The sequence below is a fragment of the Leptospira montravelensis genome, assembly GCF_004770045.1.
Taxonomy (GTDB): domain Bacteria; phylum Spirochaetota; class Leptospiria; order Leptospirales; family Leptospiraceae; genus Leptospira_A; species Leptospira_A montravelensis.
In genome coordinates this window covers 79,997-101,618 of sequence record NZ_RQFO01000014.1, presented here as the reverse complement: position 1 = coordinate 101,618, position 21,622 = coordinate 79,997, and the positions used below count along the sequence as shown (strand labels likewise).

Genomic DNA, 21,622 nt, shown 5'->3' with positions numbered 1-21,622 from the left:
TTCTCTTGCAAATTCGCGAATTTCCCCCATTTTCAGAGAAATCTAGGAGTATGAATGAATTCTAAAGTAGAGAGTCTCAAAAAAATATATCTCTTCCAAAAGTTAAACCAAGACGAATTGTTACACATTGCCGAAAAGATCCGGGAAGTCCACTTACCTCCTAGAAATGTTTTGTATGATATGGGAGAAGAGGCAGAGTCCATGTACATTGTGAAGTATGGAACTTTGCAAATTTCCACGGCGACTAGCCACGGGGACGACGTGAACCTCATTACTCTTGGAGAAGGGGATCATTTTGGGGAATTGCCTTTTTTCGATGACGAAAAACGCTCCGCTAAAGTCGAAGCCAAAGAAAATTCCGAACTATATGAACTTCGTTACGCTGATTTGCACGATATGTTCGCCAAAAATAAAGAAATGGAGCTCAAATTTTACAAAGAGGTCACCCATTATTACATCCGTAGACTTCGAAAGTTAACCCACGACCTTGCCTACGCACGGGAGCTTAGGAAACGTTTCGCTTAAAAAAGCCGGTCTTCACATAAGAATAGGCAAAATCGAATCAAATTGAGATTTTTTCTCGATCACTTTCGAAAAAACCTTTTCCATTCCTCAGTTTCTACTTAATACAGCTAAGGAATGGGTTTCGGAATCCGATACTATTTACGTAGGCAGGGAGAAGGAATGCATGGTGGACCCCGAAATCCTAACCGAGAAGATCGTAACACAAAATAAGACCTTCTTGGTGGATTTGAAGAAAAACCAGGCTGGATTCTACCTGAAAGTATCGGAGTGGTCGAATAGCAAAAAATCCTCGATCTTTCTTCCGGCGGAAGGAATCGATCGAATGATCGAAATCTTGAATCAATTTAAAAGCCGGATATCCGATAATGAGAATACGAAAGACCCGGAGTTAGGAGCCTTTTAGGAGTGAGTTTCATGGGGAAATTAGGAATGACCAAACTGTTGTTAGGCCTCTTCCTTTCAATAGGAATGTTGTACGCACAGGCAGATACTGGCGGACAAAATACAGCTAACACTGCAAATGATGAGGATAGCCCTCTCAGAAAAATCGTTTTAGATGATTTTGAAGAGGCTGAGGATTGGAGAGTAAAAGCTACCACTCCACTCGGAGAAACAAGAACTTTGAAACTCGTTCAACGCGGGCTCATCAAAGATGTATTCGATGAAAAAACCGTTCCAGAAGATGGTGGTGATAAAATCGAAAAAAACCATATTTTAGGAGTGAAAACACATTTTGCTGCTAAAGGATTGGATCGTGTGGAATTATATCCTCCGCATGAATACATCATCAAAGGGAAAGTAAGACAAATCTCTGTTTGGGTTCTTGGCAGAAAGTACCGACATACTTTATTTGCAAAATTTAGAGATTATAAAGACGTAACACATAATATCCGTTTGGGTCGTTTGGATTTCTTCGGATGGAGAAAACTGACAGCGACCATTCCAGGTTTTATCCCACAAAGTACAAGATTTGCGCTTTTAGATAAAAACCTACATTTCGTTTCTCTTTTTGTGACATCTGATGTTCATGAAGTAGCAGGGGACTTTTACTTTTATGTAGATGACCTCCAAGTGAGAACCGACAGATCCGAAGCAAAATACCCTGGATCTGAAATTAAGGACAATTGGTAAGCGGGAGAAGGGAACAATGGAAAACAAAAAAACAAAAATCCTAACATTACTTGCTCTATCGTCCATCGCTCTAATTGGTTTTGCACAAGCGCAATACAAAGTTTCTAATGGAGTTGCCACTCCAATTGGAAACGATATTGGAGCTATGGAACTTAAAGCGATCACAATCGAATCTTGGGACTCTCCTGTTTCTTCTGCGCCATTTGGTTGGGAAGTATTCACAGACAAAGATGGTGTGAATAAAGATGGCACGGGTGATATGAAATACGATGAGAACAACAAGTATTCTCCAGTACTCAATGACCCTGTGAAGTCTCCTCTTGTGATGAGAGAAGTAAAACTGATTCCTGGAAAACCAGGTGATGTGAAAAACGTAGATGCTGGAAACGCAAAAGTATTGGCAGTAAAATTCCAATTCACATTTCCAGGAAACAACGTTGTGACAATTCGTCCGCCGCGTGCTCCTGAATATGAAGTGACTCGTGCAAGACCTTATATTGATGCAGACAACAAAAAGAAATTGGAAAAAGTTTATGGGATTGAAGCTCCTGGAAACGTAAAAGCCATTTCCGTATGGGTATTGGGTCGTGGTAACGAATACGACTTAGAAGGTTGGATCGAAGACTACAATGGCAATAGCCATATTTTCCCTTTTGGATCCTTGGACTTTGTGGGTTGGAGACCGCTTCATATCACAATCCCTCCAGGAATCCCGCAAGAAGCAAATGCCTTCCCTGCGACAAGGAACCTAATCTTCAAACAGTTCAAAATCCGTTCCAGACTCAACACTGGACCTGAGGCCGTTTACCTTTTCTTTGATGAACTCCGTGTCCTTGCGGATACATTTGAAGTTCACTTTGATGGGGCTAACTTAGACTTTGATGAAGAAGACTGTAAAACTAAGGTTAAAATGGAGCAAATGCTTCAGAAGTCTGGTGCGATCTCCACAGGTGCGAAAATTCGCGATTGTGGTGGAAGTAACGGGTCTTCCCAAAATAAGTAGTTTCCTTATTCACTCCAAGGGACTGCCTTTGGGACCAGAAGAACCCAGCCATTCGGCTGGGTTTTTTGGCTTTACAGAATCGAATGGACCTAAAAAATGAACTCTAGGACTGTTCTTTTCGCGGATTCATCGCTAAATTTACCGTAACAACTTTATAGGAACTATGAACACCCTTTATTGGAAATACGAAGAGGGAGATTCTTTTCATGCCTGATACTATTACCGAAGACAAATCAAACAAAATCGCCGACAACGACAAACTAACACCTCTTTTTAATGAGGAAATTTATGTGCGTGCTGATGCAGGAACGGTTCCCGTTTCTAAATTCAAAATCTTTGACGATGTCATTGATGCATATAAGGCAGAAAATCGTTTAGCTGAAGCTAAACAAAAAATTGAAGACCATTTCAAAGAACACCCTGAGTCCATCTCCGCCAAATACATGTTAATGATTATTTCTTTCATGGAAGATTCTATGGGAGATGCTAATTTGGTGAAGAATATTTTGGATGCTTTTAAAGCTCATGCAAAATGGACCATCATCGAATACATTACAGATTCTATTTTACGATTTGGGGATCATAGACTTGCCCTTCGTGTGAAAGCTGAGGCTCTTGATAAACTCAAGAAAAACAAAGAACTCAAAGTAGTTCTTGAAAAACTCGCTAAACAAGATCGTAAAAATCCTGAGATTGCAAAGAAGTATGGTTTTTCCATTATGGAAGAAGACAAACCAAAAGCGATCTCCTATCTCAAACTTGCCGTTGAGATGTATGCAAAAAATAAAGAGTATGTTCCGATGGAGGAAATTTGGCCTACCATCGTTCAAAACAATTATGAAGATGTTTCTTTCTTTGATAAAATGGAACGGATTCTTCTTGGACAAAGAGAAAAAACACGGTTAGTCGGTCTTCTTTATCCTATCGTTGAGCCTTTTAAGGCAATGGAAGACTGGGACCATGTCATTTACTTTCTAAAGAAAATTTTAGAACATGAGCCAGCTTCTCAAAAAGCAAGAAACGAACTCATTCGCGCCTACAAACAAAAGTATACTGCACATTCACTTCTGGAAGATTTCCTCAAGATGAGTGAGCTTGGCAACAATCGTAAGCCAGTCAAACTTTGTATCACTAACTTCGAAAGAAATATCGTATTTGATACCGGTAACTATGTAATGCATAGAAACTGGGGTGTTGGTAAAATTACTTCCATCTCACAAACTGGAGATTCCATCTTTGTTGATTTTGAAGAGAAAAAAGACCATAAACTTTCCATCCAAATGGCAATCACTTCCCTCAAACCTTTGAAGAAAGATCATATTTGGGTGCAACATTACGAAGACAAACAAAGCATCAATGCTATGTTTGCTGAAAACTTACCTGAGTTTTTAAAACAACTTCTGAAATCCTATGACAACCGAATGATCATTGGAGACATGAAGAACGAACTTATTGGAACCTTCTTAAAAGCAGATGAATGGTCTAAGTGGTGGGCAAAGGTAAAATCGGTTCTTAAAAAAGAAGCGAATATCGGAATGAATCCTAAGAAAAAGGATGAAGTCGTTTATCATGAAAAACCGATCACTCATGCAGAAACACTGACACAAAAATTCCAAGCTACGACTGATGCTAATAAAAAATTAGAAATCGCTATGGAAGCGGTTCGTGATGCTGAGGAAGCGGCAGAAGCTGCTGATTTTTTCATCTCTCATTATATTGAAGAAGAAGCGGCAAGAGATTCAATTCGTAAACTTTCTGCTTATTTATATTTGGAAGAGGCAGGAAAGGCATGGCCTACGGAAGAATTTTCTCATAAAATTCGGGAACAAGAACTTGCTTCTCTCATCCAATCTCTTTCCAAAGATGATGCATTGAAAATTTCCAAAGCTTTGGAAAACACGGATATCAAAAAGGGATTTAAAGATCTTATTCGTGAACACCACCCAGAAGCCATCAATATCCTTATTGGACTTCTTTTTGAAGTTCCAGTAAAAGTTAACCGGTCGGTATTCCAAAACTTAGTAGCAGATGAAAAGTTTGCCGAACTCAATTTGTTTGTTGAAACAGTTTCTAATAAATCGAAAGAAAACCCTGAAGTATTCCTTTGGGTGGCAAAATCCATTTTATCACATACTTGGAAATTCGATTGGTTGAAAGTAAGCGAAGAAGATTTGATTCTTCGTGTATTCCGTATTCTCAAACCTCTTGCGAAGATTGAAGACAAAGGAACCAAACTCAAAAACCAAGCAATGGATATTCTTTTTGGAAAAGACAATAGTCTTCTCAGGGACATCCTAACGAACGCAGACGATGAGTATGTTCGAAAACTTTTTGCCCTTTTCAAAGAAGTTCCTTATGTAACTGATTTAGAAAAAGACCAATTGTATGCTCTTATCAACGAATTAAAACCAAACATTGTTTGGGATGAATATGATTCGGAAGAAGATGCAGACGATGATCCATTCGCAAATCTTCCTAACGATGTTGTACTTGTCACTCGTCGTGCTTTCAATGCTAAAAAACTAGAGTTTGAACATCTCGTAAATGTGGAGATGGCAGAAAACTCTCGTGATATCGGAGAGGCCCAAGAAAAAGGGGACTTAAGAGAAAACGCAGAATACAAAGCAGCGATGGAAAAACAAGCTCAGTTACAAGCGGCCATCAAACGATTGGAAGCAGAGCTTAAGAGTGCCAGGATCCTTGATTTAAGTGATGTCAAAACTGACAAAGTGGGAATCGGAACTACAGTGCGGTTGAAAAACAAACAAACTGGAGAAGTAGTTACTTACTCAATTCTCGGAGCTTGGGATGCGGACACGGAAAAGAATATCATTTCTTATCAGTCTCCTTTAGCAAAATCACTTCTTGGAAAACACACTGGAAACGAAGCGACTCTCGTATTTGGATCAACAGAAACAGTTTACGAAGTATTAGATATCGCTCGTTATTCAATGACAGGACAAGAGGCCTGAAGTTCTTCACCCCAACCGTTCGTAGAAATTAAATCCACAAACGGTTCGGAAACATTTCCGGCGAAGTCAAAGGCCTTAGCTTCCAAAAGAAGATAAGGCCTTTCTTTTTGTAAGCTTTTTGGAATGATCACGCGAATGGCGCGCCTATCAGGATCGTATTCATAAGGATAGGATTGTCCATCAATGGTAAGATCTACACTGGTTCGAAATCCGCTTCCTGTATCCCCCAATACATAATACCTGTCTTCAAAACAATGGTTTCTTACTTCTGGAAGTTCAATATAACGTGCCAAGGAAGTCATTGGAAAAATCGTCGGCGGTGTTTCATCATTTAGAATCATGATGTAACCTAGTTTCGTAAGTTTGAAACTAAATCCGTTTGCTTTTTTCCTCTGTGTGATGGATTGGAATTTTCCAATGGAAGAATCATAAAAATAAAGGGATTCTTTGTTTGTTGGCATATAACCAATGTTCCATTCTCCAAGGCCCTCTCCTTTCCAACTCATTTTTTTTGTATCAATTTGGTAGATTTTTCCTTTTAAGGGTAAACCTGCTGGAATTTTGAAGGGAATGTCTTTTTCTTTAATTTCCGTTAGAAGTAAAGTTCCTTCGCCGGATACTTCTGTTTTGGATAAATCCAAAACTATTTTTCCATCTGCAGAGTTATATTTGTTTCCCGTTTGTTTGTTTTTCGAAAGACGATTTGTTTCCGTTTCGTTTTTCTCGTGAACCACTGTAAAAAAAACTGAAGATTTGTTTCCTGTGGCATCACGAAGGGAAACCTCTAGATATAATGTTTCATTTGGTTTGTAATCTTCTAGGTTTAAGGAATAACCTTCTTCTTTAAAGTTTTTTGACTGTTCATACATATGATAAAAATATACAGGTGGCGCAAGGGAAGACCTGTTGATATCGTAAAACTGGTGTTTTTTGGAACCATCTTCGTAAGATAAAAAATCAAAATTACGGCTGAAGGTAACTTTCCCATTCACTGACAAATCCATTCCATATACATTGTTTTTATTACGGGAACGAATGAAGTCGAATCCGCTCATTCGAATGCGTACCTTTCCAGTCAGTGGAATCAAATCAAATTTGTCTCCCGCGTCTGTATATAAATCATATTTACCTTTTGTTTTTTCCTTTGCAGTGAGAAGAATTGGGTTTTCTAAATGATCTCCCTCCAAATACAGAGATAGTATGGTGGGAGGAGTTGTATCTTTTTGATGGATTTCTGGAAAGTAAAGGGGATTGATGATACCTTTTTCCGACCGAAATTCTAAATGGAGGTGAGATATCCCTGATCCGGATTCTCCCGTTTTTCCTAAAGATGTTCCTTTTTTTACAGAAAACATTCCTGGGGTGAGTTTTAGTTGGAATCCTGCAGGATCTCCCATAAGAAGAATAGCTCTGCGTAAAAGTTCTAAATCATACAAACTACCGCCAAAGGAATGTAAGTGGGCGTATTTCGATTTCACCTTGTATTTAGGATTATAAAGATTGAGAGAAAGTCCGTAACCTGTTTTAGAATAACTAATTTCTTCAATATAACCATCAAACGTGGCTAAGATGTTATGACCATTAAGTCCATAGGATTTAAAATCCGAACCCAAATGTAAATTGTGATTTCGAATTTCGGCAAAGGTCCCTGATACAGGTGAGTAATAGGGAAGGGGAAACCCTACTTCACTTGCGGGAATTTCCGGGAATTTCGTTTGGCTTCCGACGGCCAGTGGACAGAGAGATAGCAAAAAAATGAGAATACGAAACGGAGAAAAACTCATGGGAGAATGAGAAACCTCCCACTTCCTTTGTCATGTCTTTCCTGAAATATCGTGAATTTCCCTTCGTTTCGATTCCCTTGACAAACTAGACTTGGGACCTAAGATGACAGGGAACATTTCCCTATGAAACAAGGCATTTTATCCTTACTCATTTTCGCCTTTACTGGTTGTGCCTTTTTATTCAAGGAACCAGGTAGACCTCCCAAAATTGATGGAGTACCCGTCCCTGATTCCAAACGAATGATCTATATTCAAAATGTCAGAAACAATACCTATTCACCGGGAATGCACACTCGTCTTACCCAAATGATAATGGAAGAAATTGACAGAAGGGGAAGGTTTATCACAACCCGAGAAAAAACTCTCGCGAAATACAGGTTGTATGCAGAAATTGTTCACTACCAACAGGTTGGAGATCTTATGGATCTTGCCGACAGACAAATTACTTCGGAATTATTTGTAGTCACTCGGGTGGAAATCATTGAGGCGGAGACGGGAAACAAAATCCCAATGGAACGCAGTGAAATTCCTGGACGAGTTCATTTTTCTACTCAGATTGGGTTTCGGGAATCAGAATTGGAAGCTCAGAATCGCCTGCTTAGGGTGATGGCACTTCGAATTGCTGAAGAATCAGAAAGAGCTTGGTATTATTCTCTTTCTGGGAATTTGAATTAGTTGAATCATTAGGAGATAAACCTTGCAAAACGATCCTATTTCCACAGACGACACAAAAAAAGAGATGCTCGCCTTTGAAGAGTATTTGAAAGAAAAAGGTCTAAAAATTACCAACCAACGTTTGTTAGTTGCTCAAAAGATTTTTTCTTCTCACAATCATTTTACTGCCGAAGGTCTTTTGGATGAACTAAAAGACAATAAGGATCGAATTTCTAAAGCAACTATTTACCGAATCCTCGCAATCATGGTAGAAGCTGGCCTATTAGAAGAACATGATTTTGGTAAAGATTACAAATACTATGAACATATCATCGGTCATGAGCACCATGACCATATCATTTGTATGCAATGTGGACGTATTGTAGAATTCATCGATGAACGAATTGAAGAATTACAAAACAAAGCCGCTTCAGAAAATGGATTTACCATCACTGGTCATAGTTTGAATATTTTTGGTAATTGTTTGAACTTTGCCACTTGTGAACATAAAATCAAAAAATAGTGTCTTCTATTTTTAAAGAAAAATCGAAAGACCCTGGATCTTACGCAAGGACTGGAACACTCATACTTAACGGAGTTCAAATTGAAACTCCGATCTTTATGCCGGTGGGAACCAGGGGAAGTATCAAATCGCTTTCTTCCTCAGACATCGATGAACTGGGTTATAACTTAATCCTTGCCAATACCTATCATTTATATTTAAAACCGGGAAAAGAAGTTTTAGATCACTTTCATGGTCTTAAAAACTTCATGTCTTACAAAAGGGCATTACTCACCGATTCTGGTGGTTTCCAAGTTTTTAGTTTAGCTAGTCTCTTTAAATTTGAAGAAGATGGAGTCCGGTTCCAATCTCATATTGATGGAAGCCATCATAAATTCACACCTGCTTCTGTCATCGATATGCAACGTTCCATTGGCTCTGATATTATGATGGTTCTAGATGATTGTGCTCCCTATGGAAGTGATTTAAAGCGATTGGAATTGGCTTTGGACAGAACCCACCGCTGGGCTTTGGAATCCTATCAATATTGGATGGAGAAACCCAATGGACAAAACGTTTTCCCCATTGTCCAAGGCGGAGTGAATGAATCATTAAGGAAACGAAGTTTAGATACATTACAAAATATCGATTTTCCTGGAATTGCCATTGGCGGGCTTAGTGTTGGAGAACCAAGACCGGAATACATTCGAATTTTAGAATGTATGGCACCATTTTTCGATAAGGCTCGCCCTCGTTATTTAATGGGTGTAGGGACCGTTGTAGACATACTGGAAGGTGTGAAGAATGGGGTAGATATGTTCGACTGCGTTCTGCCTACAAGAAACGCTAGGAACGGCCAGGTATTCACTTCTCTTGGCAAAATTAATTTAAGAAATGAATCACATCGATTGTCAGATAGCCCCATTGACCCTGAGTGCGGATGTAAGGTATGTCAAACATATAGTCTTGGCTATATCCGGCATTTACATAAAGTGAAGGAATTGACTGCCTTTTCGCTCTCAACGTATCACAACTTATTTTTTATGCAAAGCTTCATGGAAAAGATGCGAAAGTCTATAGAAATAGGCAATTTTCAGGGTTTTTATGACCATTGGAAAAATTTGTTTGGTAGTTAAAATTATTAGGTTGACGTATCTCTTTTTTTTGAATGCAATTGTACCGTCATTTCTACATAGATTGTAGCTTCATTGAGGAGTCTCTAGACACACATGGAAATCACCAGAAGGGAAAAAGATAAAATCGTAGTCCTCGATATTAACGGGGAAATCGACCTTTATAACGCGCCTGAGATCAAGGATGTAATTGCCAAATTGATCGAAGAACAAAAATATTGCATCGTCATCAATCTCGAGAAGGTTTCCTACATCGACTCTTCCGGCATTGGAGCTTTAATTTCGAGTTTGTCCAACTTGAAGAAATACCAAGGTGGGCTCAAAATCATCAACGTAGCAGGTTCTGTTCGTAAGGTATTTGAACTCACCAAGTTGACTTCATTTTTTGAAATTTTTGACAGCGAAGACGAAGCCGTCACAGCTTTTAAGTAACAGGGGAAGCGTATTTGCGCTTCTCTCTTACAAAATCCCCCCGAAGAAACATTAAGGAGTTTGTTATGTTAAGAAAGAAAAAGACAGCAGTCTTTCTCTCTGGATTGGTATTGTTTTCCATTGGATTTGTTAATTGTGCACAAGAGTTGCCATTAAAAGAACTAGCTTTGGCAAAATCACAAGTAGAAAGAGCAGAAAGACTTTCTGCGGAAGAGTTTGCACCCGAAGAATTTTCAGAAGCTAAAAAAAGTTTAGCCTCTGCCAATGAATTTGCTTCTGAAGAAAAAGCATCTGACTCGAAAAAAAGTGCGGACTATGCCATTTCAAAAGCTTATGATGCTTTAGAAAAAACATTACCAAAACTTGCTGCAAAATCTCGTGAAGAAGCAGTGACTGCGATTGATGCCGCTGACGAAGCTTATGCTTCCGAATACACTCCTGAAGAATTTAAAAAAGCCGTGTCTGCTCGTGACGCAGGGGAAACCAAGTTAGCGCAAGCAGATGCAAGCCTTGCTTCTTACCTTCGCGAAGACAAAGATGAAACTGCAAAGGAACTAAAACGTACTGTTGCTCTCCAAGAATACGAAGACGCTCATAATAGTTTTGTAGAAGCAGCAAAGATCAGCCAAGATGCGAAAAAAGTGGCTCTTGACAGGTCAGGATCTGTGCGCCAATCTGCTGACGAAGTAGATGCATTATTGGAAAAAGCTTATACGTATTCTAAAGGTGGAAATCCTGCCATTGATGAAGAAAAAGCCAAAATTGCTTCTGCAAGAGAAGATATTGAGGCTGGCAGATTAAAAACAGCTGATGAAAAAATAAAATCTGCTCGTTTAGCTTCTGCATCCCTATTAGCAGATGCAGTGAAAGACCAAGCTAAAAACCGTAACATGCAAGCTCGTGAAGTTGTAGAAGATGCCAATGCACGGTTTGGTGAGTTGAATGCTGAAACTTATCTTAAATCCAATGCAAAAGAATCATATGCTAGCACACAAGAAAACCTAGGTGCTTCTAATGAGTCATTGAAAGCCTCTGAAAATTTATTAGAGCAAGAAAAGTTCGATGATTCCATTGCTCAATCAGAAGAAGCTATCCGTTTGGCGGAAATCTCCATTGACCAAATCGAAACTCTAAAAGGGAAAACTAGTGTTGCGAAAAAAGATCGCAAAACAGTTGAAGCTGATACGACTACTAACACAACCGCTACAACGAATTCCACAGAAGAAACGACTGACAAAGCTTCTTCATCCCAAGTAGAAGAATTAACCGGTGGTTGGAAACGTTACACTGTAGAAAAATCAAATCCAACCGATTGCCTTTGGAGAATTGCTGATAGAGAAGATATCTATAATGATGCAAAACTTTGGCCAAGAATTTTTGAAGCCAATCGTAAATCGATTCGTAACAAAAACTTAATTTATCCAAAACAAAAGTTAAATATCCCTCCAAAAACAGGGAAAATTGGAAAAGCTCCTAAGGAATAAACAAGACTTAGGTGAAAGGAAAAAAAGCTGTCGTAAGGACAGCTTTTTTTTTGTCTAAATAATAGGAAAATATGATTAGAGGATACACAACACCAGTCACAGAAATATCGGAGAACGACTTTGAGGCTTTGGTAACTCTTGCCTTGGAAGAAGATTTACCTGCGGGAGATATCACGACCGAATCTTTGTTCCATGCAAATGAAAGTTGTAAGGCAAACTTACTGGCCAAAGAAGAGGGAGTCTTATGTGGGCTTGCCGTAATACCTTGTCTCATTCGAAAAACTAAGGCTAATGTGGAATGGATACCTATGCTTTCTGATGGAGTCTCCCTTTCGAAAGGATCCGTCATTGGAACCTTGGAAGGATCACTGGTAAGTGTCTTAAAAATGGAAAGGATTTTATTAAATTTTATCCAATACCTTTCTGGAATTGCAACAAATGCAAGTAAGGTGACAAAAGAATTCCCAAATCTACTAATTTTAGATACAAGAAAAACCTTACCTGGTTATAGAAAACTGGCTAAGTATGCGGTGTATATGGGTGGGGGTGCTAACCACAGATTGAATTTGTCTGAGATGGCAATGTTAAAGGACAACCATGTAGCAAAAGCAGGATCTATCCAATCTGCTGTGCAAATTGTTCGAAATGCTAATCCAGGAAAAAAAATAGAACTAGAAATCGACGGCCTGTCACAATTGAATGAAGCTATCGCCTCAAATCCTGATATTATTTTGTTAGATAATTTTTCTGATACAGATACAGAAAAAGCCATAGAACTTATTAAAGAGAAGTCTCCAAAAATTCGTATTGAATGTTCTGGTGGAATCACTCCAAATAAATTAAAGTTCCTATCTAAATTTCAAGATATTGGCGTGAGTATGGGTTATTTAACTCATACGGTAAAATTTTTAGATATAAGTTTGGACATCAAATAATGGGATTATACCAAGACATCAAAGATAAACAGGAGTTATTTGAAGCAGTCCAAAAGCGACTTGGGCCAGAAAAGGCCAAATTAATTGAAAAGGCATACCATATTGCCGATAAAATGCACGAAGGACAAAAACGTCTCTCGGGAGAACCATATATCATTCACCCAATGAATGTTGCCTCTGTTTTGGATGAACTTGGTTTGGATGAGAGGGCAATTGCCGCAGGACTTTTACACGATGTTGTAGAAGATACAAATTACACAAAAGAAGATATGGCCCGCGAGTTCGGGGAAGACATTGCAGCTCTTGTGGAAGGAGTGACAAAGATTTCGGAAATCAAGTCACAATCCAAGGAAACAGAAGCAGCTGAAAATATACGTAAAATGTTACTTGCAACCATCAAAGATGTGCGGGTGATGCTCATCAAGTTAGCTGACAAAACACATAATGTTCGCACCTTAAAATTCCAACCGGAAGAAAAACAAAAACGAATCGCAAAAGAAGTTTTGGCTCTCTATGCGCCGATTGCTGGCCGCCTAGGTGTTTATAAAGTTAAATTTGAATTAGAAGATTTGGCTTTTCAGTCATTACATCCAGATGAATACCAAGAAATTAAAAAACGAGTTTCGGCTAAAAAATCGGAACGCGACGAATACATCGAAAAAATAAAAATCATCCTGAAACAAAGGTTAGCTGAAATTAGTATAGATGCTCGGATTGATGGTCGGGCTAAACATTTTTATTCGATTTACCGAAAGATGGTAACTAAAGAAAAATCATTTTCTGAAATCTTTGACCTCCGTGCTGTTCGGATCATCACTAATGAAATTAAAGATTGTTACGGTGTACTCGGGATCGTACATACTCTCTGGACACCGATTCCTGGTAGGTTCAAAGATTATATTGCCACACCTAAAACTAACCTTTACCAATCCTTACATACAACTGTATTTGGACCCGATGGTCGTCCTATGGAAGTGCAAATTCGAACCAAAGATATGAATGCCATTGCAGAAAATGGGGTGGCAGCTCACTGGGCTTATAAAGAATCAACCAACCTTTCAAAAACTTCCGTTATTTTGCAGAATGGTGTTGAGAATGCCTTCCGAATGAAGTGGTTGGAAATTTTGAAATCTTGGCAAGATCCTAGTCTTGATTCCAAAGAGTTTATGGAAGAATTACAATATGACCTTCATGAAGATGAGGTCTTTGTTTTTACTCCTAAAGGAGAAATTATCGAGATGCCAAAGGGGGCAACAGTTCTCGATTATGCATTCAGAATTCATACAGATGTCGGCCTTCATGCTCGTGGTGGTAAAGTAAATGGAAGAATGGTTACACTTCGTACGGAGCTGAAATCTGGAGATCAGGTTGAGATCATTACTGAAAAAAGTTCCAAACCATCTCCTATTTGGTTACGAATTGTAAAAACATCTGGCGCCAGACAGAAGTTACGTGCCTATTTTCGTAAATTGCAAGAGGATTCTCAACGAGAAACCATTGGTTCTGTTCTAGAAACACAATCTCCTTCTATTGATGAAAACACGATCAAAGAAATTAAAAAAGTTAAAATTAAAAAAACACATAAATCGAATGCCCAACAAGAAGAATCCAAAGAGTTTGGAATTTCCGTTGCGGGTTGGAACGATGTGCCAGTTCGTGTTGCTTCCTGTTGCACTCCTATCCCAGGAGATGAAATCATTGGTTTTATCACAAGAGGAAGAGGAGTGAGTGTTCATAAAAAAGATTGTACCACCGCAACTAAACAACTCGAGTGGATGAAAACTATACCTGTACGTTGGGAAGGTCCAGGGGAACCCATTCCAATCCAAATTGAAGTGCGTGCCAAAGATGTACAAGGAATTTACTTATCTATGGTGGAATCAATTTCTAGTACAGAAACAAATATTTTGGAGGCAGGTGCATCATCGCATCCGAATGGAACACTCACCGCCAAATTTATGTTAGAAGTGGATCATTTGGATCAACTAAAAGAAATTTTGGAAAACTTGCGAATGATCCAAGGTGTGGTTTTTGCGGAAAGAGTTAAAAAATAAACCACTGCACTTGGTTTGGTTTTAATTTAAAATAAATTCCTTCTTCAGATTTTGTTTGTGAGTAGTCAATACCTGAGACAAGATCAGTCAAACTTGTTTGGAATTGGATTCCATCGTGAAAAGGAATTCGTCCTGAAACTTCCGAATTTGTTTCATTCCATAGAATTAGTTCAGTCTCATCTCCAGTTTGAATGGCTCTGATAAAAATGGAGATACCGTTGAATTCTTTGTAATTTGGTTGAAAGGTAAGGCTCTTTGCATTTCTTTTGGCGATAGTTTCTAGTGCTCTTTTATAAAATGAATTTGATTCGAAATTAGGTTCTTCCAAATCAGTCTGAACCATTTGGACAGGAATTTTCCGAGTGAGCCCTTGTTCTTGACCTTCGTGAAATAATAAAATACATTCCGAGAAAGAAAGTAAACTAAAGTAAGTATGGGAATTTTCACCAAATTGGTGTTTGGCTCTTTCTTCGTCATGATTTTCTAAAAAACGTATTTTGGATACTTTTGTATTTTCATATAAACTTTGAGAGATAAAGTGAAACTGATTTTCTTTGAGAGCATCATAAAATGATTTATCATAAGTAGCATCAAATCCTAAGTCGAGTAACCGATTTTCCATTCCCCAATATGCTTCTGCATAAAACTTAAAATTGGGAAAGTTTTGCCTAACTGTTTCAATCACTCGTTTCCAATCATATAAAGACTTTTTGCCATGAGTCCTTTCGAAAACATCGGGAAGGAGTAACATAGCCATATCACAACGAACACCATCGCATTGTTTTGCGATTTGTTTTAAAATTTGAATGTGTTTTGTTCCGACATCAGGGTTAGAAAAATCCCATTGGATGGTATCGGTCCAACCATCAAAATAGGGATCTCGTCCGTGAACATATATACATCCATTTGGATGTTTGAATGAGTTTCTCGGTAAAGTCGAATCATCTGCTTTCAAAAACAAATCAGGATCGGAATCCACGATGGGGGAATCAATTGCCATATGGTTTGGAACAAAGTCTAAGATAAGTTTTTTTTTCCAATTTTGTGTGAGTTTGTATACGTTTGTTAGGCTGTCATTTTCACAAACAAGTGGGTCTGCGGTATAGGAAAAAATGGAATAGGGAGATCCATAAATATCTTCTGGTAGAAGGTTTTGTTTTACTGCACGAAATCCTGGCTGGAGATCTGGCATGGAACGTGCGATGGTTTGGGATTTGGGGCTATTTTTCCAAACTCCCATTAGCCAAATTTCATCGGCCCATAAAAAGGGAAGGGAATCTTTAAGAGAATGAAGAGCTATTTCGAGAGGTTCCTTCATTTTTGAACAAAAAAGCCTTGAGCCTATCTCGTACAAACGGATTTGATGGAAGGGATGTTTCATAATAAAGTTCAAATACTCGAGTATAGTTCCTCCTTACGCAAGATAGTTTTGATTGGTTTGACAGGACTTTTATCAATGTTCTTTCTTCAAAACTGTTCTGAAGAAGATACAAAAGAGTCAATGTCAAAGGTGAATGATCTTCCTTGGGAAGGGGATCAGGCTTCCATTCCCAATGCCCTTCGAATGAAAAACCCGGTGGCTGATCCGAAAGCCAAAAAAGGGGGAAAGATTCGGATTTACTCGCACCAATTCCCGAAATCATTAAATTATTATTTAGACCAGTTTACTACTACAGCGCGGATCTTTACCAGTCTATATGAACCTTTGACTGGCTACCATCCACTGACTTTGGAAACCATTCCTCATTTAGCACGGGATTGGAAAATTTCCTCTGACAAAAAGAAATTTACTTTCTACTTAGATCCAAATGCTCGTTGGTCTGATGGCAAACCAGTGACAGCAGACGATGTGATTTTTACCTATGACACAATCATGAATCCAAAAAATGGAACAGCAGTATTTCGTGTTTCCTTATCTAGATTTTTAAAACCGATTAAATTAGATGATCTGACAGTTGTTTTTGAAGCAAAGGAAGTTCATTGGAATAATTTTAATGATGTTGCCTCTTCTATTTTTATCTTACCGAAACATCATTTCGAAGGAAAAGATTTTAATAAAGAGAATATGGAGTTTCCAATTGTTTCTGGTCCATATAAAATAACCGAAGTAAAAAAGAATCGTTATATTAAACTAGAGAGAAGAGGGGACTGGTGGCAAAGAGCCTATCCTTTCAATGAAGGCCGCAATAATTTTGACCAAATAGTCTATAAGGTTTATAATGAAGAAGCCGTTGCCCTCCAAGCATTCAAAAAGGGTGATATTGATATTTACCCTGTTTACTCTGCTTACGTCTGGGTTGAGGAAGCGAAAGGGGACTCCTTTGATAAAAATTGGATCGCAAAACAAAGGATCTTTAATTTAAAACCAATCGGATTTCAAGGTTGGGCCATGAATTCGAGGCGACCCATTTTCTCAGATAAACGCGTGCGAGAAGCAATGAACCTACTTGTGGATCGCAAACTGATGATCGACAAACTTGCGTATGGTGAGTATGATCCAACAAACAGCTATTATCCCGATTTTTATTTAGGTGGTGAAAAAAATCCAAACCAACCGTCTGAATTTAATATAGAAAAAGCAAGAAAACTTCTGGCAGAAGCAGGTTGGAAACCTAATGCAGAGGGGATTTTGGAAAAGGATGGAAAACCATTCCAGTTTTCTATTTTGGATCGAGATAAAAAAACAGAAAAGTATTTCACCGTATTTTTAGAGAAAGCAAAGGAAGTTGGGATTCGAGCTTCTATTGACACTTTAGATTTAGCTGCTTGGAGCGAACGAGTTGATAAATACGACTTTGACATGACTTGGGCCGCTTGGGGATCGGGGGTGTTTAAAGATCCTGAGTCACAATGGCTTTCAAAATACGCTGATGAAGAGGGACAACCAAACTTACCTGGATTAAAAATTTCGGAAGTAGACAAACTCATCGAAAAACAAAAAACCGAATTTTCCGTTTCCAAACGAAATGAAATTCTGAAACAAATTGATAGGATTGTTTATAAAGAATATCCTTATGTTTTGTTATGGCATTTACCGAGTACCAGATTATTGTATTGGCAAAAGTATGGAGTTCCGAATTTGCCATTGGGTAAGTATGGCGATGAAAGTTTTTCTTCTGATTATTGGTGGTATGATGAAGAGAAAGATAAAAAATTATCGGAAGCAGTATCTCGTAAGGAAAAATTTACAGATTACGAAGCCATCGTAAGGTGGAAGTAGAACCTAATCGTGTCTGAAAAAAAGGGCCCGATTAAAGGGATACGCGATCGAATCTCGGAACTCTGGAACCAATATCCTAATTGGGGAAAAATTCCCCAATTTTTGGAGTTACTAGAGAAAGGCCTCGACAAAGAGTTGTTTGTCGATCCTGATAAAAAAGAAATCCCCATCCCCCTTGAAGACCTTCCCGTTGATGAAGTATTACGAAAGTCAGGATTCTTTCGTAATTTATATGAAATACTTTTTCCTGTTTCTCATGTATTCCGAATCACATATCGGTATAAACGAGAGTTTTTAGATAACTTTATGCCACTGTCAAAGGATGGATACATCGGTCGAGGTTCCTATAAGTTTGTTTACAAACTTCCTTGGAACCAAGTGGTTAAAATCGGAAAATCAAAGTTACCTTCTGATGCAATATTTGGATCCCTTTTCAAAGAAGTAGGAAGAGATATCTCTCGTTTTTTGAAACCTGAGGAAATTGAACTCAGGGATTATTTAAAAACCAAAACGATCCGTGATTCTAAAAAAGATGAAATTGATTTTAAATTCAAACGTTTGGGTTTAGAAAGATTACATTATTGGAAATTAAAGTCTCTTATTCCAGACCTTGTGGTGCCCACTCGTTTTTTTATGGGGATGCGTGTCAGAAATAATCCATTGGGAATTCCCAACGTCACTCTCACTCCCTGCGACCAACAACCGTTACTTGCTGGTAAACATTTAAAAGAATTCACAATTCGAAATGAAAAGTTAGATCAAAATCCCATTATGGACAAACTGTTTCCGAAATGGAAATTGAATTTTGACTCTCATCGGTTCGGTGTCATTTCTAAATCGAAACTAAAAAAAATAGCAGTGGATTTTAATCGAGTCATAGAAGTGACTAAGTTTTTAGCCGAGGAAGAAAAATTGATTTTTGATATCCATGCGGAAAATATCATCATCACTTTACCTGACTTTGAATTAAAAATTTTTGATTTTCATGTTTTTGATGATTATTTGTATGAACCTTCGGAAGAAAATCCAACACCGGAGATGGATCACATTCAAATCATTGAAGAATTTATCAAATCATTTGAACTGGACTAATCCATGTTGTTTTTTAAACGGAATCTTATTCCTTTTTATTTACTTTCACTAATATTTTTTGTTTTTGCCTTTTACCAAAGTTATAAGTGGAGGTGGATTTGTGATGATGCATATATCAGTTTTGTTTATGCTAGAAATTTATACGAAGGTTCTGGCTTTGTTTTCAATGTAGGAGAAAGGGTCGAAGGATATACAAATTTCCTTTGGACTCTTTTACTTTCCCTCGGTTATTATTTAAAATTAGAACCACAGTTTCTTTCCTTATTCCTGGGTATTATCTTTTACTTGATGACACTTTTTATTTTCTTTTATGAAGAAAATAAAAAATCAATTGGAAAAATTTATCCATTACTCTTAGTGCATTTGTCTTTATTCTTTCATCTTCATATTTTTGCTACCTCAGGTTTAGAAACTTCCCTTTTTACATTTTTGGTTTGTTTTGGACTCCTCTTATGGGAAAAAGAAAAGGTTCTCCTATTTGTTGTGTTTTTATTTTCTGCACTAGTTCGTCCGGAAGGAGCTCTTTTTTTATTCATTGCTTCTCTTGATTGGATAATTCGTAAGCGAAGTTGGACACCGGTTTTATTTGGTGTTTTGTTTCTTGGGTTTTTAAGTTTCCGGTATTTTTATTATGGAGATCTCCTTCCAAATACGTTTTATGCAAAGGGAAATAAAGGAGCTTATTTTTCCCAAGGGTTCTATTATCTTTTATACTTTTTAAAGTCCTATCCTCTTTACCTTTTTGTCTTAGTTCTTTTTGGTTTGCAAACCTACAAACGTTTGAAGTCCCAAAAGGAAAATCGATTTCTCCTTTCTTCAATTCTTTTATACATTTTTTATGTTTTGTATGTTGGTGGGGATTTTATGGGGATTCGGTTCTGGATTCCTATTTTACCATATATATCTTATTTGGCTTTCCAACAAATTCATGATTGGGATTTGGATTCTCAAATTGAGTCCAATAAAAAATCCTATCTTTTATATTTATATTCCAAAAACCAAATCCTTGTGGCTTTTCTTTTTATTCTATCCGCTGCTGTGTATGCAGACCCTTTAAAAATAAAGGGAACGAGAATTCCTGATTGGTTTGGAATCGTCGAAGAACGAATGTTTTATGAGGATCACTTGATTAACACCTCTGGTTATGATACGGATGCACTTTCTGAGTTCCGTGTTGCTTTTTTTGGTGCCCAAGCTCACTTTATTTATTTTTTAAGACCATCTTTTGCGTTTGAGGCGGAGTCTGGATTGACGGATAGAGAATTTGCGAAAAAGAAGGTTTCTGTAAGAGGGAGAATTGGTCATGAAAGTGAATTAGAATTAAAAGATTTACTCGACCGTAAAATTGAGATCTTACTCGACAATCGACTTCATGGAACAAATTTACCGCATATACAATACACTTGGAGGTCTATACCAATTACGTTTTATCTTTTATCCTACGAGCCTGCCAAAATGAATTCTCTTTGTATACGTAGTGATTGGAATTGTTCTGATTTATACCAATTAATGTTTGAGAATCACTGGGACAAAACACAACGAAAAATGTTTGTTGAGACCAATGGAATTCGATAATGAAATTCTACTTCCTTATGGAAGAATCCGGTTTGGTACTGCCGGCAAACAAAGTTTAGACTGTTTGAAGAAATTATTTCCTTCTTATCCCAAAAATCCAACAACCTGGAAAGAATATACGGAAATTTGGGTGAAAGAAAAATTTGATTCTCCACTACCAAACGTTTTCACACTCAACCAAGTGCACGGAGATTCTCTCCACCAAGTATTACCGGATCTAGTTTACACAAATTCGGAATTAGTCCTGGAGGGAGATGGGTTGTATACGGAATTGCCGAATTCCATTCTTGTGGTTCGCACAGCAGACTGTGTTCCAGTCTATTTATATTCAAACAAACGACCGTTTGTTGCCATTGTCCATTCTGGTTGGAAGGGAACAAGTTTTGGCATTACTGAATTAATGATTGAGAGGGCCATTCAGTCCGGTTTTTCTGAAGAGGAAATTTATTTAGAAATTGGGCCTTATATCCAAGGTGCCGATTATGAAGTTGAAAAGGATGTTGCCAATTTATTCATTCCGTTAGGAAAGGAAGTTTGTCACGAGAAAGGAAAGGGAAAGTTTTTACTCGATGTGGGCCTTGCGATTGAAACTAGAGTGAAAGCACGTTTTCAAAAAATCGGTGGGATAAATAATTTACGGACAAATGTTTTCCAGAGCCCTCTTTACTTTAGCCATAGAGCCAAAGAAGAAGGCAGGAATCTAAATTTTATACTTTGGGAATCTTAAGAAGAGTTTCTTTGATTTTCTCTAGAATTTTTTCTCGTTTGATTGGTTTGACAATATAGTCCATCGCCCCGTTTTCGAGAAGTGCCTTGATGACCGAAGGTGTGTTTTCTTCGGAAATAAAGAGAATCCTAGGAAGAACACCCATTTCTTTCATATCCCAGAATGCTGCGTAACCATCTACCTCAGGAAGAAAAATTTCAATGGTCACAAGATCAATCTGTTGGCGATTGTCTTTGTACATTTGCAAAAGTTCTTTTCCCGTTTCAGCAACTCCAATGATTTTGAAACCTTCCGATTCCAAAATTTGTTGGAGTTGTTTGGATTGGAATTTGGAATTCTCAGCAATGAGAATTTGGTATGGTCTGCCTGTCGGTCCGATGCCTGTTTGCATAATAGTTC

Annotated in this window: 19 protein-coding genes; 16 read left to right on the top strand and 3 right to left on the bottom strand. The window is 37.9% G+C overall.

The genetic code is table 11. The features are described 5' to 3' along the window. Positions 1-54: 54 nt before the first annotated feature. The 5 genes from EHQ31_RS09815 (at position 55) to greA (ending at position 5,631) form a co-directional block, all read left to right on the top strand. A complete protein-coding gene (locus tag EHQ31_RS09815) occupies positions 55-525 on the top strand; it encodes a cyclic nucleotide-binding domain-containing protein (protein ID WP_135574340.1) in 471 nt (156 codons plus the stop codon). Positions 526-691: 166 nt separating this feature from the next. Then, positions 692-928 carry a DNA-binding protein gene (locus tag EHQ31_RS09810; protein ID WP_002975368.1) on the top strand — a complete coding sequence of 79 codons (237 nt, stop codon included), beginning with the start codon at positions 692-694 and terminating at the stop codon, positions 926-928. An 11-nt stretch (positions 929-939) separates the two neighbouring features. After that, positions 940-1,656, top strand: a complete 717-nt coding sequence (gene flaA2 / locus EHQ31_RS09805; RefSeq protein WP_135574338.1) for a flagellar filament outer layer protein FlaA2 — start codon at positions 940-942, stop codon at positions 1,654-1,656. A gap of 16 nt (positions 1,657-1,672) precedes the next feature. Beyond that, positions 1,673-2,659, top strand: coding sequence for a flagellar filament outer layer protein FlaA1 (gene flaA1, locus EHQ31_RS09800; RefSeq protein WP_135574336.1), 987 nt, complete (start codon positions 1,673-1,675; stop codon positions 2,657-2,659). Positions 2,660-2,865: 206 nt separating this feature from the next. Then, positions 2,866-5,631, top strand: coding sequence for a transcription elongation factor GreA (gene greA / locus EHQ31_RS09795; RefSeq protein ID WP_135574334.1), 2,766 nt, complete (start codon positions 2,866-2,868; stop codon positions 5,629-5,631). Here greA and EHQ31_RS09790 read toward each other — a convergent pair. Further along, a complete protein-coding gene (locus EHQ31_RS09790) occupies positions 5,604-7,415 on the bottom strand; it encodes a M23 family peptidase (protein ID WP_135574332.1) in 1,812 nt (603 codons plus the stop codon). The genes greA and EHQ31_RS09790 overlap by 28 nt on opposite strands. 123 nt (positions 7,416-7,538) lie before the next feature. Between EHQ31_RS09790 and EHQ31_RS09785 the strand changes: the two genes are divergently transcribed. The 7 genes from EHQ31_RS09785 (at position 7,539) to EHQ31_RS09755 (ending at position 14,609) form a co-directional block, all read left to right on the top strand. Next, on the top strand, positions 7,539-8,090 hold the full coding sequence (locus EHQ31_RS09785; RefSeq protein ID WP_135574330.1) for an LPS assembly lipoprotein LptE: 552 nt from the start codon (positions 7,539-7,541) through the stop codon (positions 8,088-8,090). Positions 8,091-8,154: 64 nt separating this feature from the next. Then, on the top strand, positions 8,155-8,592 hold the full coding sequence (locus EHQ31_RS09780; RefSeq protein ID WP_051012788.1) for a Fur family transcriptional regulator: 438 nt from the start codon (positions 8,155-8,157) through the stop codon (positions 8,590-8,592). After that, on the top strand, positions 8,592-9,707 hold the full coding sequence (gene tgt, locus EHQ31_RS09775) for a tRNA guanosine(34) transglycosylase Tgt (RefSeq protein ID WP_135574326.1): 1,116 nt from the start codon (positions 8,592-8,594) through the stop codon (positions 9,705-9,707). The genes EHQ31_RS09780 and tgt overlap by 1 nt, the downstream gene beginning before the upstream one ends. Before the next feature lie 93 nt (positions 9,708-9,800). After that, positions 9,801-10,136, top strand: coding sequence for an STAS domain-containing protein (locus tag EHQ31_RS09770; protein ID WP_002975418.1), 336 nt, complete (start codon positions 9,801-9,803; stop codon positions 10,134-10,136). 65 nt (positions 10,137-10,201) lie between these two features. Then, the gene (locus EHQ31_RS09765) at positions 10,202-11,620 is read left to right on the top strand and encodes a lipoprotein LipL71 (RefSeq protein ID WP_135574324.1); all 1,419 of its coding nucleotides are present in this window, start codon (positions 10,202-10,204) and stop codon (positions 11,618-11,620) included. A gap of 71 nt (positions 11,621-11,691) precedes the next feature. Beyond that, positions 11,692-12,555 (top strand): carboxylating nicotinate-nucleotide diphosphorylase, encoded by an 864-nt coding sequence (gene nadC / locus EHQ31_RS09760; protein WP_135574322.1) that lies wholly within the window; start codon positions 11,692-11,694, stop codon positions 12,553-12,555. Then, positions 12,555-14,609 carry a RelA/SpoT family protein gene (locus tag EHQ31_RS09755; RefSeq protein ID WP_135574320.1) on the top strand — a complete coding sequence of 685 codons (2,055 nt, stop codon included), beginning with the start codon at positions 12,555-12,557 and terminating at the stop codon, positions 14,607-14,609. Before nadC ends, EHQ31_RS09755 begins: the two co-directional genes overlap by 1 nt. Here the strand turns inward: EHQ31_RS09755 and EHQ31_RS09750 are convergent. Then, entirely contained in the window at positions 14,599-15,927 is a 1,329-nt protein-coding gene (locus EHQ31_RS09750) for an alpha-amylase family protein (protein ID WP_135574318.1), read from the bottom strand. The two genes, EHQ31_RS09755 and EHQ31_RS09750, sit on opposite strands and share 11 nt — an antisense overlap. Positions 15,928-15,981: 54 nt before the next feature. Here EHQ31_RS09750 and EHQ31_RS09745 point away from each other — a divergent pair, with 54 nt between their 5' ends. From EHQ31_RS09745 to EHQ31_RS09730, 4 genes are read left to right on the top strand one after another with little or no spacing between them, the layout of a single operon-like run. After that, positions 15,982-17,829: an extracellular solute-binding protein gene (locus EHQ31_RS09745; RefSeq protein ID WP_420844111.1), complete on the top strand. Its 1,848-nt coding sequence runs from the start codon at positions 15,982-15,984 to the stop codon at positions 17,827-17,829. 30 nt (positions 17,830-17,859) lie between these two features. Continuing rightward, entirely contained in the window at positions 17,860-18,921 is a 1,062-nt protein-coding gene (locus tag EHQ31_RS09740; protein ID WP_244247340.1) for a hypothetical protein, read from the top strand. Between the two features lie 3 nt (positions 18,922-18,924). Then, a complete protein-coding gene (locus EHQ31_RS09735; protein ID WP_135574315.1) occupies positions 18,925-20,496 on the top strand; it encodes a glycosyltransferase family protein in 1,572 nt (523 codons plus the stop codon). Continuing rightward, positions 20,483-21,223, top strand: a complete 741-nt coding sequence (locus tag EHQ31_RS09730; protein ID WP_135574313.1) for a purine nucleoside phosphorylase YfiH/LACC1 family protein — start codon at positions 20,483-20,485, stop codon at positions 21,221-21,223. Before EHQ31_RS09735 ends, EHQ31_RS09730 begins: the two co-directional genes overlap by 14 nt. On the opposite strand, the gene EHQ31_RS09725 is transcribed toward EHQ31_RS09730, so the two are convergent. Beyond that, the gene (locus EHQ31_RS09725) at positions 21,204-21,614 is read right to left on the bottom strand and encodes a response regulator (RefSeq protein ID WP_004785265.1); all 411 of its coding nucleotides are present in this window, start codon (positions 21,612-21,614) and stop codon (positions 21,204-21,206) included. The two genes, EHQ31_RS09730 and EHQ31_RS09725, sit on opposite strands and share 20 nt — an antisense overlap. Positions 21,615-21,622: the final 8 nt, after the last annotated feature.